This is a genomic window from Luteitalea pratensis, assembly GCF_001618865.1.
Classification (GTDB): Bacteria; Acidobacteriota; Vicinamibacteria; order Vicinamibacterales; family Vicinamibacteraceae; genus Luteitalea; species Luteitalea pratensis.
In genome coordinates, this window is record NZ_CP015136.1 from 2792553 (window position 1) to 2804561 (window position 12009).

Annotated in this window: 8 protein-coding genes and 1 pseudogene; 6 read left to right on the top strand and 3 right to left on the bottom strand. The window is 68.5% G+C overall.

Annotated elements, in window-relative coordinates; translation table 11 throughout:
- Nucleotides 1-44 precede the first annotated feature (44 nt).
- A complete protein-coding gene (locus LuPra_RS11470; RefSeq protein ID WP_157899024.1) occupies nucleotides 45-509 on the top strand; it encodes a hypothetical protein in 465 nt (154 codons plus the stop codon).
- A gap of 12 nt (nucleotides 510-521) precedes the next feature.
- Nucleotides 522-3374: a CHAT domain-containing protein gene (locus LuPra_RS11475; RefSeq protein WP_110170868.1), complete on the top strand. Its 2853-nt coding sequence runs from the start codon at nucleotides 522-524 to the stop codon at nucleotides 3372-3374.
- 374 nt (nucleotides 3375-3748) lie between these two features.
- Here LuPra_RS11475 and LuPra_RS11480 read toward each other — a convergent pair whose 3' ends face one another.
- Nucleotides 3749-4651, bottom strand: a complete 903-nt coding sequence (locus LuPra_RS11480; protein ID WP_157899025.1) for a PD40 domain-containing protein — start codon at nucleotides 4649-4651, stop codon at nucleotides 3749-3751.
- Nucleotides 4652-5059: 408 nt separating this feature from the next.
- Here LuPra_RS11480 and LuPra_RS34410 point away from each other — a divergent pair.
- The 3 genes and pseudogenes from LuPra_RS34410 to LuPra_RS11495 form a co-directional block, all read left to right on the top strand.
- Nucleotides 5060-5362: pseudogene (locus LuPra_RS34410) on the top strand (FHA domain-containing protein); the annotation flags it as partial.
- 180 nt (nucleotides 5363-5542) lie between these two features.
- Nucleotides 5543-5953, top strand: coding sequence for a tRNA (N6-threonylcarbamoyladenosine(37)-N6)-methyltransferase TrmO (gene tsaA / locus LuPra_RS11490; RefSeq protein ID WP_110170871.1), 411 nt, complete (start codon nucleotides 5543-5545; stop codon nucleotides 5951-5953).
- A complete protein-coding gene (locus tag LuPra_RS11495) occupies nucleotides 5940-6497 on the top strand; it encodes a GNAT family N-acetyltransferase (protein ID WP_234800841.1) in 558 nt (185 codons plus the stop codon). Before tsaA ends, LuPra_RS11495 begins: the two co-directional genes overlap by 14 nt.
- Nucleotides 6498-6506: 9 nt before the next feature.
- Here LuPra_RS11495 and can read toward each other — a convergent pair whose 3' ends face one another.
- Together can and LuPra_RS11505 are read right to left on the bottom strand one after the other, a co-directional pair.
- Nucleotides 6507-7178 (bottom strand): carbonate dehydratase, encoded by a 672-nt coding sequence (gene can, locus LuPra_RS11500; protein ID WP_110170872.1) that lies wholly within the window; start codon nucleotides 7176-7178, stop codon nucleotides 6507-6509.
- Nucleotides 7179-7293: 115 nt separating this feature from the next.
- Complete coding sequence (locus LuPra_RS11505) at nucleotides 7294-7986, bottom strand: Dph6-related ATP pyrophosphatase (RefSeq protein ID WP_110170873.1); 693 nt, start codon at nucleotides 7984-7986, stop codon at nucleotides 7294-7296.
- Between the two features lie 383 nt (nucleotides 7987-8369).
- Between LuPra_RS11505 and LuPra_RS11510 the strand changes: the two genes are divergently transcribed.
- Nucleotides 8370-11639, top strand: coding sequence for a BACON domain-containing protein (locus LuPra_RS11510; protein WP_162271361.1), 3270 nt, complete (start codon nucleotides 8370-8372; stop codon nucleotides 11637-11639).
- Nucleotides 11640-12009 lie beyond the last annotated feature (370 nt).

A 12009-nucleotide genomic window follows, 5' to 3' on the forward strand; every position in this document is an offset into this window, starting at 1 on the left:
CGACGCAAGCGACGTTGTCGTATCCACAAGGAGGGAGCTTGACCATGGGGACGAACGCTGCAATCACGCGTGGTGCACTGGCTTTGCTGCTGACGTCGATGCTCGGCGTCGTGGCTGGTGCCCAGGGGCCGCCCCGGGGCACCCAGCGCACCGGCTACTGCCCCGGGGGGCCGTTGACACTCACCAGAGGACAGGTGGCATTTCATATGTCGCTGGACGACATCCAGGGCGCCCCTGCCGGACTCGTGCTGATGAGGATCATCGATCGGGAGGGGAACGAGGTCGCCGCACGGAGTGTCTGGCTGCAGCCAGGACAGTCCGCTTCGCTCGTGTACACCGGCACAGACCTGTTCCGGCCGCAGGCCGAAACGTTCGAATCCCTCTCGACGCTGACGACGCTCAGCGACCGCCGCACGTTCATTGGCACCTTCGAGGGGTTCGATGACCTCAGGGCTGAGCTGCCCGTCCTCTGTGCCGAACCTGCCGGGCAGGGCCGCATCCCGGGATGACGGGCGTTCGCGATGCGGTGGTACGGACACGCGACTGTCGCGCGAGTCGCCGTCACGGCGGCGACCGTCGTGTGCTCGGCCGTCGGCGCCGCGCAGGCACCCGCTGACCCCTATGCGGTGTGCCAGGAGCAGTTTCGCCGCGCGCCCCGGGACTACGAGTCCGCCTACTGCTTCTATCGTGTCACCTTCGAACGGCGCCTCTGGGCTGAGGGTGCCCGCATCTTCGACGACCTGATCGCCGAGCACCCGGACAACTCGTGGCTCGTGCTTGCCTACGGGCATATCCACCGCAGCCGCGATCCCGATCGCGCTGAGGTCCTGTATCGCCGTGCCGCACGCGCCTTTCAGGCCGCCGGCGATGTGGCCGGCGAGGCGGAAGCCCGCACGAATCTGGCGAACTTCCTGCGGCCAAAGGGGCGTGTCGAAGACGCACGACGCGAAGTCGATCGCGTGGTCGCCCTGGCCGCGAGTGTGGGCGACCCGCTGGTCAGGGCACAGGCCTGGATACTCGAGTCCGCGTACGTGCAGGAGACGGGCGGCGATCTTGGTGTGTCGTATCGCTTGCTCAAGCAGGCGCAGGACATCCTGCCCGAGCACCCGCCGTACCTGCGTGAGCGGGCGCTGCTCATCGCGCTGGGCGCCGCGTCGTTCAGGATGGGACGGCTGGACGAGGCGCTGACCACCTACCGGCGACTCGAGACGCTCGCCATGGCGAAGGGCGAGCCACTGGTCCTTGCAAACGCGCGCTACAACATCTTCAACACGGCGGAGGCGATGGAGGCGGTGCTGCCTACGCCAGGCGCCAGGGATCGCCTGACGGCGATGGCTGAACGGTCGCTGGCAACCGCGGTCGCTGGGCAGAACCTCGACGTGACGGTGAAGAGCCATCGCGCGCTCGCGGACCTGATGGCGTTCGACGACCGGGCGCACGGGGAGGCGCTGCGGCACGCCCAGCAGTGCATCACGCTGGCGGCGGAGGCCCGGCAGCCCGCCGACGAGGCGGCCTGTTCGTGGATCGTGGCGACACTCGAGGCGCCCGCCGACGCCCGCGCGGCACGTGCGGCTGGACAGAGAGCCGTCGAGGCCACCTCGCGCGACAACAATCCGCGTACACAGGCGCATAGCGCAGGCCGGCAGATGCGTGTGAGCTGGCTTACCAGATCGCACGACGAGGCCATCAGGGATTCGCTCGCCGCCATCGGTACCGTGGAAACGCTTCGGGCTCTCCAGGACGATGCCAGGACCAGCGCCGACCTCTTCTCATCCTGGACGCGGGACTACTACTGGCTGTCGGGACGTCTCCTGCGAGAAGACCATCCCGACGTGGCGCTGGCATTCTCGGTGACCGAGCGCATGCGCGCGCGTTCATTGCTCGACGTCCTCGACACATCTCGCCAGCCCCTCGATCCGGGGCACCCTGCGGTCGCTGCCCGACGGGCCGTGCTGGAGAGCATCGCCGCGGTCCAGCGTGTGTTGATGGATGGGAGTGTGGGCGGGGAGCGACGCGCGCGACACCTGCAGGAACTCGACGTCCTGGAGCGCAGGGAACAGGAGGCACGGCGACAGGTGGCCATGGCGTTTCCCGATCGGCGTGACGTGCCGCGCACTTTTGCGAGCCTCGATGCCGTGCAAGCCGCGCTCGGCCCTGACGAGGCGCTTCTGTCGTTCCAGGTCGGCCTGTGGGAGAGCTACGCCGGCGAGGACGAAGGTGGCTCGTGGCTGCTGGTTGCGACACGAGACAGCCGGACGATCTACCGCCTTCCAGACCGCGCGCGCCTGGCGCCTGCCGTCCCCATGTTCAACGGACTGCTCGAGAGTAGCCAGAGAGGTGCGGCCGCTGCGGCGATCAGCCTGTACGACGCGCTGCTGTCCGACGCCGTCTCGTCGCTGCCACCAGGCATCAATCGGCTCGTCATCGTGCCCGATGGCGTCCTGCATCATCTTCCGTTCGAGGCGTTGCAGTCGTCGCGGGAGGCGCCGCCGCTCGCTGCGCGCTACGAAATCGTCCTCGCGCCGTCAGCCACGCTCTGGCTGCAGGGACGGGCGAGGCCTCGTCGAACACCAACGGGCCGGATGCTCGTCCTCGCCGATCCGGCCCTGGCCGGCAGCGCCGAACGCGCGGATCGCGGATCGCGGATCGGGGATCGCGGCTCGCCGATCGCGGACCCGTCGCCGTTGCGAGGCGTGCGACTCGGCCGACTCCCTCACGCCCGCGACGAGAGCAGCGCCATCGCGCACCACGTAGCCGGTGTGGACGTGCTCATCGGCGAGAAGGCATCCGAGAGGAATGTGAAAGCCAGGGACCTGCGTACGTATGACGTCCTGCACTTCGCCGCGCACGCGGTAGCCGACGAGGCCCACCCGGAGCGCTCTGCGGTGCTGCTGGCCGCTGGCGGGCCCGCCGAAGACGGGCTGCTGCAGGCCAGGGAAATCGCGGCGCTCGACATCGAGGAAAGCATCGTGGTGCTCTCGGCGTGCCAGACAGCCGCAGGTGCCGTCCTCAGCGGCGAGGGCGTGTTGAGCCTCGCTCGGGCGTTCTTCGAAGGGGGCGCACACGCGGTGATCGGGACCCGGTGGCCGCTGCGCGATGCCGACGCGGCCGTGCTGTTCGACACGTTCTATCGGCACCTCGCGGAGGGCGTGTCGCTGTCGGCGGCCCTGAAGGCGACCCGCGATGAGGCGCGTGCGGCAGGGCGGCCGCCTTCGGCGTGGGCGTCGCTGGTCCTGCTCGGCAACGGCGACCTCCGGCCCTTCGCCGGCAGACGGCCACCTGTGGTGGAGAAGGGCCGTCACCTCGCTCCGCTCGTCGTCGCGCTCTCGATCCTCATCGCCCTCGGTATCGTGCTCGCGCGCCGGCGCGCCTAGACGCGAGGGGCACCATTCAGTTCCTGCCTGCAAGAGGTCCGACCTGGGGCTTCCCTCGACTGTTGGCCAGTGGCCCCAGTTCAGCGGCGACCTTGAACACGACCGGTCTCAATCAGGTTCATGCCAGAGGAATGAGAAGATGGCAGGACCTTCGATTCGATGGATATCGGCAGCCGGATTGGCCTGTTCGAGGTCGCGGCCTCGCTCGGCGCGGGCGGAATGGGCGAGGTGTATCGCGGGCGCGACCCGCGCCTGGGTCGCGATGTCGCCCTCAAGGCGACTCGCGGCAGCGCGCTAGCTGAGGGAACGGTCCCGCCCGCGGACGTGAGGTGCCCACTCGACGGGCCGCGTCGAGCGGGCTGGGACAATGCGGGTCAGGGCTGTTCTTTCCCCGGGCCCGAGCGCATGGACACGAAGATGTCAGTTCCAACGTTGCCGAGGCCATTCGCGCGTGCCGAGCCGAAATACAGACGCGTGCCGTCTCGAGAAATGGAGGGGCGTGATTCGGTCACGCCGCTGTTGACCGCGTCCACGGGCCGGGGAGCGGACCACGGCTCCGTGACGCTCGAGCGCGTGGACGTGAAGATGTCTGCCGATCCGCTGCGATTCGAGTCGAAGACAATTTCCAGTCCGTCCTTCCGGACGTTGGGCCTTGCATCGTACGCGCCGGGCTGGTTCAACTCGTCCACGAGGCTTGGCATGCCCCACGTGCCATCCTCGTCCAGAACGCTCACGTAGATCTTGTGGAGGAGTGGGTCGAGGCGATTGCTCGAGAAGTACAGCATCGTCACGCCATCGGCTTCGACGAGCGCCGGCGAAAATTCTTCCCGCGTGCTGTTGACGTTGCACAGCGATTGCGGCGTGAGCCGCCCGCGAACCGGGTGCTGTCGCGTGAAGTAGATGTCTGCCGAGTTCGTCGTCACGCCGGCGCACTCGTTCGCACGGGTGCTGACAAACAGCAACCGGTTCCCTGGCAGCGGTGTCGGGCAGAACTCGTTCGCTCCGGAATTGACCGGCAAGGGCAGCCGTTCAATCTCGCTCCAGGCGACGTCCTCGCTGGCACGATACGCCACCCAGATGTTGAGGTCCGGCGCGATTTGGGGGTCGTCGGTGCGAGTGGACGCGAAGAAGAGCGTGAGTCCATCCGGGGCCTCGATGGGGCAGCCGTCGTTCCCCGGCGTGTTGACGAGTTGCCGGCCCGGGTCGATGCTGACGGGCGGCGACCACTCGCCGAAGGGCTGAGCGCTCGCCGCCGGCGCGACAAGCAGGGTGGCCATGCCTGCCAGCGCCAGTGTTGGTAGTCCGCGGCTGGCGTGCCGATGCGGCCATGCACGGTCTTCGGACTGCGGGACCATAGGCTTACCCTCCTCGTTGGAACGACGCCCTGGAGTCGCGATGGGCGTATCCTTGACACGGTCCGAGCCCATCGAGTGTGGAGCACCCGAACGCTCCGCGACGCGTATCGACGCGCCGATCGTGCGCTCCGCCCCTCGGTCAGGTCATGAGCAAACCGGGAGAGAATCCGGAGAATTCCAGGAGGGACCGATCGACGCTTCGCTTCGGTCCCTTTGTGCTCGATGCGGCGTCGCGTCGCCTGACGCGCGGGCGCGCCGCGATCCACCTGACGCCGAAAGCGTTCGACCTGCTGCAGGCGCTGGCGAGCGAGGCTCAACGTCGTCGGCCGCGATCCCGAGGCGCAGGTCTGGCTCGACCAATCAGGTGTCTCGCGACGCCACGCGCGCATCGCCATCGACGGGGTGCGCGCGCAACTGGAAGACCTCGGGAGCAAGAACGGGACGACGGTCGGAAAGACACCCGTGACTGGCGCAATTACGCTTCGAGACGGCGATCTAGATTGCGTTTGGCGGCATGGCAGCCGTGTATCGGGAATCGAGCGCCGGCATGTCCACCGACACCCACACGGGCGGAAGCTGGCCTTCCTCGGACGGCACACCGGACACGATGCGGCGAACTTGATCTCGCGTTGACGGACGGGATGGCTTCCTTGCAGCGAGGAGTCGACTCACCTCGCGTCGTCAGCGCCCGCGGCGAAGCAGACGAGGCACGCAGCCGACCGGCCGCTCGCTGGCGTTTGTACGGCGCACCCGGCGCCAGCGCTCAGGAGACGACGTCGGGCGAGCGCCTGGAGCTATAGGCTGGACGCACTCATGACCGACATCTTGTTGCAACCGATTGGCATCGTCCGTTCATCGCTCTCCTCGCGGACCGGCGCCCCCCGCCAGCCCGATGAGGGCGCGCCGCCCGCGTCGATCGAACTCGATCCGAAGTGGCGGGAAGGCCTGGACGGTCTCGCCGTCGGCGACCGGATCGTGCTGATCACGTGGCTCGACCGCACCGACCGGTCGACGCTGCGTGTCCAGCCGAGGGTCCGCACGCGTCCGCCGCAAGGCGTGTTCAGTACGCGTTCGCCCGATCGTCCAAACCCGATCGGCTTGCACGACGTGACCGTCACCGGTGTGGACGGCCGGCGTGTGGACGTCGACGGACTCGAGGCGATCGACGGTACACCGGTGCTCGACATCAAGCCGGTGCTGGCATGCCGCATTGCCGACCGCTGACGACACGGCGCGCGTCGCTGGGCTCGATGCGCGCGAGAGCCTGCCGAACGGCCCGCCGATGAAGGACGCTGCGTTGCGCATCGCTATCGCAGACACCGATGCAGACGTGAGCGCTGTGGCGGCGCTCTTCCGGGCCTACGCCTCGTCGATCGGTGTGGACCTGAACTACCAGGGGTTCGACGCCGAACTCGCGACACTACCCGGCCAGTACGCCGCGCCGGCTGGTGTGTTACTGCTGGCGCGCCGCGCCGATGGCGAGCCCCTGGGTTGCGTGGGCCTTCGGCGCTTGCAGGGTGACGTCGCGGAGATGAAACGGCTGTACGTCTCGCCGGCGGCGCGCGGCCTCGGTCTCGGGCGCGCGCTGCTGGATGCCGTGCTCGCCGCGGCCGGCGACCTGGACTACGCCGAGGTGCGACTCGATACGCTCCCCACCATGCACGCTGCCATCGCGATGTATCGCAGTGCCGGCTTCACGGCCGTTGCGCCGTACTACGACACGGCCCCAGCCGGCACGCTCTTCTTTGCGCGGCGCATCGTCGGTTAGAAGCGTCGCTCAGGCGCCGGCAGCAGCCGCGGCCCGTGCCGCGACCTGTGCGGCTGCCTCCTCGCACGCTGGCCTCGTCTCGTCATCGGCTGAGACCGTGCAACCCAGATCGCGGAGCAGGCCATCGGCGACGTCGTACACCCAGCCGTGCACCGACACCTCCTGCGCGCGCTGCCAGGCGCCGCGGACGATGCTGGTGAGGCAGACGTTGCGGACCTGCTCGATCACGTTCAGCTCGCAGAGCCGGCTGACCTGCTCCCGCTCGGGTCCCGGGATGTCGAAGATCGTCCGATGCTGTTCGCGCACGTCCTGGACGTGCCGGAGCCAGTTGTCGATCAGTCCCAGCGAGGCCTGCGTGTACGCCGCCCGGATGCCACCACACCCAAGGTGGCCGACGACCATGACGTCTTCGACCTGCAGCACATCGACGGCGTACTGCAGGACCGACAGGCAGTTCAGGTCGGTGTGGACGACGACGTTGGCGACGTTGCGGTGGACGAAGAGCTCGCCCGGCGCGAGGCCGAGGATCTGGTTGGCCGGCACGCGGCTGTCCGAGCAGCCGATCCAGAGGTAGCGGGGAGCTTGCTGATTCGCGAGGGAAGTAAAGAAATCCGGATCGCGAGCGTTGACCCCAAGAGCCCAGGCACGATTGTTCTCGAACAGATGCGATAGCGTCCGCATGCCTAACGCTATCGCAGGTGTCGCGCATTCAGTGAATCCTCGAACAAAGGCTCTCGACATTGCGGCCTTCCGGCCTTCCGGCATTTCGTTGTCGGCCGGATTGAGCGCCGCGCGGTCACCCGGCGGGTGACGGCAGGATGTCGCAGTAGGCGAAGCGGCCGTCGCGGAGTACGACGTCGCCGCACGAGACCGCGATCGGTTGCGAGAATATCGGCCCGGCCGAGACGAACGTGTGGAACTCGCCGCGTTCGCCGCACGGGTCTACACCGGCCGGCAACTCGGCGATCAAACCATCGTCGAACACGCGTCCGGCAAACCGGGCGGCGAGTTGCGTCGTGTCCACGCACGCGAGATGGGCGACGAACCCGCGGGCCACGAAGTCGTGTGCCAGTTGCCGCGTCTCGCGTCCCCAGAGCGGGAAGCAGCCGGTCAGTCCGGCACGTCGCAACAGCGCCTCCCGATAGGCACGCACGTCCTCGAGGAAGAGGTCGCCGAATGCGAGCGTCTCGACGCCGGGATGGCCGACCCCCATGCGCGCGACCGCGTCGAAGAACGCGGCCTCGTAGGCTTCGTTCGAGCACTGCGGCTCCAGCGTCACCTCGATCAGTGGCAGGCCCGCCGAAGCCACCTGCGCCTCGAGCAGTACCCGGCGCACGCCATGGATGCTGATGCGGTCGTACTCGCGAGTGACACTCGTCATCAGCGCCACGACCTCGAGGCGCGGGTCCTCGCGCAACGCCGCCAGCGCCAGGGCGCTGTCCTTGCCACCGCTCCAACTGAGCGCCACCGGTTCGCGATCGAGAGACACTTATCGGCCATCGTGCCATGGATGCGGGGCCATCGCGGCCCGACGTCCGTCAGGCGCCCTTGGGTGACCTCGATGCCGCGTTTTCATGGGCAACCCCGCCCGTCGACCTAGGTCGACGGCTACACACGACGAATTGGTCAGCAAGGTAGCGGTCTACCGCCTCGCCTGCTCTCAAGCCCGGTGCGCGGGCGCCGATTTGCGTGGAAGCGCCGAGTGTAGCCGTCGGACTTGTCCGACGGTCGGTGATCTACGACGGCCGGACAAGTCCGGCCGCTACACATTCTGTTCGGCGTCGGGATCTCCCTCGCCGAGTCGGGATGACCAGGATCACACCAGTACAGCGCACGATCGCCCTACGCAGGTCCAGACGATTCCTCGGGAACGTGGTGATCGCGCTTGGCCTGGTGCTGGCCGGTGTCGTGACGCTTGGAGTGGCCGCGATTGCGTCCAGCGCCGACCACGTCACGGTCGACACGACGGCCATTTTCGTGTCTGGAGATGAGCAAACGCGGCCGATCCACGTGACAGCATCGTCATCGCGGGCCACGTGGTCTGCGGCGACGTCGACTGCATGGCTCACGCTCAGTCCGGCGGCCGGGTCCGGCAACGGCACCGTGATGCTGACGGCGGCGCCGAACCCGACCGCCCTGCCCCGGACCGCCATCGTGACGATCGCGGGCCGGCAGGTGACGGTGACCCAGGACGGCGCGGTGCCCTCGTCTGCGTCCACGCCCTGGACGGTGGCCGACGCTCCGGCATGGTTGACGGTGAGCCCGGGATCGGGGACCGGCAGCGGCGCGGTGACGTTGACAGCCGCCCCGAACATGAGCGTCCAACCGCGGACCGCCACCGTGACGATTGCGGGCCGGCCGGTGACGGTGACGCAAGACGGCGCGATACCGGCCTTCGCCGTGACTCCGGGCACCTGGAGTGCGGACGCGAACGGGGGCCTGCAGAACGTGGGCCTGACCAGTTCGATTGACGATGCGCCGTGGACGGCCAGCAGCGACCGTACCTGGATGATGGTGAGTCCTGGCGCCGGCGCGGGCAGCGGGACACTGGCCCTGACGATCGCGGCCAACGCCAGCGTCCTGCCGCGGACAGCCACAGCGACAATCGCGGGCCGGTTGGTGATCGTGACGCAGGCGGGCGCCGTCCCGGACTTTGGCGTCACTCCCCGAACCTGGAATGCAGCGGCCGGCGGCGGAACGCAGGGCATCGCGGTAGCCAGCTCGCCCGGCGACGCGTCGTGGACCGCCAGCAGCGATCGAGCGTGGCTGTCGCTCAGCCCAGCGGCCGGGACCGGGCCCGGGGGCGTCACGTTGACGGTGGCCCCGACCACGAGTGCCCAGCCCCGGACGGCGACGGCGATGATCGCGGGGCAGGCGGTGATCGTGACCCAGGCGGGCGCCGTGCCAAATTTCGCCATCACGCAGGGCACGTGGGGTGTTGCGGCTGGGGGCGGAACGCGAAGCCTGGCTGTGGCCAGCTCGCTTGGCGATGCGCCGTGGACCGCCAGCAGCAATCAGGCGTGGCTCTCGCTCAGCCCTGCGGCCGGCACCGGGCCCGGGGCCGTGACGCTGACGGCGGCTCCCACCGCGAGTGCCCAGCCCCGGACCGCGACGGCGACGATCGCGGGGCAGGCGGTGATCGTGACGCAGGCAGGCGCCGTGGCGACCTTCGCCGTCACTCCCGGCTCATCGAACGTGTCGGCCGATGGAGGGACGCACGGCGTGACGGTGACCAGTTCGCTGGCTGACGCGCCCTGGACGGCCGCGAGCGACGTACCCTGGCTTTCCGTGTCGCCGACCAGCGCGACCGGCAGCGGCATGGTGACGGTCATGGCCGCCGCGGCCGCAGGTCAGCTCGGACGAACGGGCACGCTCACCATCGCGGGCCGGACGGTCGCGGTGTCGCAGACTGGCCACCAACCTGTGCCCCAGCCTGGTCCCCAGCCGACCGCAACCATCAGCGAGCCGAGTTGGGTGGCGCCCACGAATGGGGGATCGCGAGAGATCACGCTCGAGGTGCCCGACGCCACGTCCTGGGAGGTGTCCACCGACGCGCCGTGGATCACGATCAGTCCGGCACGTGGTTCCGGGCACGGGTCCGTGACGATCGCGGCCATGCCCGCGGGGAGTGTGTTGTCCGGCTTCAGCATCACGGGGCAGGAGGCGGCCGCAGCACTCGACATCCCGGATGGCGCGTCGACGATGACCGTGTCGCAGTTCCATGCTGGGGCTGTCCGCACCGGCACGGTGGTGTTCGCGCCGGTCGCTCCTGCCGCCAGCTACACGCGCTACCTCGCTGAAGGGGCTACGTCGTCGATGTTCGACACACGTCTCGCGCTGTTCAATCCGGGGACGACGGCAGACGTCGCGACGGTGTCGTTTCTCCGCGACGGCCAGGCGCCGCTCGACTACCGAATCGCGCTTCCGCCGCAGCAGCGCGTCACGCTCTGGCCGAAATCCATCGCCGGTCTCGAGTCGGCGGAGTTCTCGACGACAGTGACCGCAGCCGTGCCCGTCGTCGTCGATCGCACCATGACGTGGGACGCGAGTGGATACGGTGCGCACGCCGAAACGGCAGCCGTGGCGCCGTCGCCGACCTGGTACCTGGCGGAAGGTGCGACCCACAGCGGCTTCGCGCTCTTCTACCTGCTCCAGAACCCGGGCGATACGGCCACCACGGTGCGCGTCCGGTATCTGCGTGCCACGGGGGCTCCTCTCGAGAAGGACTACCGGCTGGCAGCGCGGTCCCGCTCCAACATCTGGGTCAACGTCGAGGAATTTCCGGGTCTGGGCCAGGCACTCGCGTCGGCGGAGTTCAGCGCGGTGATCTCCTCGCTCGACCAGACGCCGATCATCGTCGAACGGGCGATGTACCGATCGAGCCCGGATCGGCCGTTCGATGCCGGCCACGTGAGCATGGGTGTGAGTACCCCGTCGACCCGTTGGTTCATGGCGGAGGGCCGGACTGGTCCGTTCTTCGATCAGTTCGTCCTCATTGCCAATCCGACCGATACGCCGGCTGACGTGCGCGTGACGTACCTGCTCGACACCGGGCAGACGTACACGAAGACGATGATGGCCCCCGCCAGCGCGCGTTCGGGCATCTGGGTCGACTACGACGAGATACCTGGCGTCGCCGGCCATCCGCTCGCGGACGTCGCTCTCTCGACGACGGTCGAGTCCCTCAATGGCGTGCCTCTCGTCGTGGAGCGCACCATGTGGTGGCCGGGCGACGGCACGACCTGGTACGAGGCCCACAACTCGAGCGGTGCCACAGAGACCGGGACGAAGTGGGCCATGGCCGAAGGCGAGGTCGGCGGCAGCCGCAACGCCCAGACCTACGTGCTCATCGCCAACACCTCGACCTGGCAAGGCCGAGCCAGGGTGACGGTCCTGTTCGAGGATGGCACCTCGCGTACCTCGATCTACCCCTTGCGTCCGCAGTCGCGCACCAGTGCGGCGATCGGCCCGGACTTCGGCGCGGCGGTCGAAGGGAAGCGATTCAGCGTGATTGTCGAGTCGCTTGGCGCGACTGACGGGGCCCCGGTGCCACAGGTCGTCGTCGAACGCGCCATGTACTCCGATGCGGGCGGCGTGCCAATGGCAGCAGGCACGAACGCGCTCGCGACGAAGCTGCAATAGCCAGATTCAGGGCGTGCCGCACGCTCCTCATTCACCCACTCGGCCCTGCTGCCCGAAGTCGTGTGTCATGAGGTTCCGGGTTTGTCACTTTTGACCGGCTGTCGCAGTGGAGCTGCGATAGCGTGACCATCATCCGCGCGCGGGCCGGCAGTGACTGGCGCGCCGGCATCGCCGTGAGGCTCTGTACCGAGCGCGCGAAGCGGTTGTCGAGTCAGCCATGAGCGCCTCGTCAACGTGGTTGGCCTCCACGTCATGCGGGGCCGGCACGAATTCCACCGCGACGAAGCTGGAGTAGTCTTCGGAGTCGGCTGTTGCTGGCGAGCGCGCTCGTCGCCGCGAGTGCTTTGGTCGGCTCGGGACAGCAGCGACG

Excerpts from the sequence above, each read along its gene's own strand:
- LuPra_RS11470 (WP_157899024.1), top strand. The coding sequence starts at position 45 with ATGGGGACGAACGCTGCAATCACGCGTGGTGCACTGGCTTTGCTGCTG.
- LuPra_RS11475 (WP_110170868.1), top strand. The coding sequence starts at position 522 with ATGCGGTGGTACGGACACGCGACTGTCGCGCGAGTCGCCGTCACGGCG.
- LuPra_RS11480 (WP_157899025.1), bottom strand. The coding sequence starts at position 4,651 with ATGGCCACCCTGCTTGTCGCGCCGGCGGCGAGCGCTCAGCCCTTCGGC.
- tsaA (WP_110170871.1), top strand. The coding sequence starts at position 5,543 with ATGACCGACATCTTGTTGCAACCGATTGGCATCGTCCGTTCATCGCTC.
- can (WP_110170872.1), bottom strand. The coding sequence starts at position 7,178 with ATGCGGACGCTATCGCATCTGTTCGAGAACAATCGTGCCTGGGCTCTT.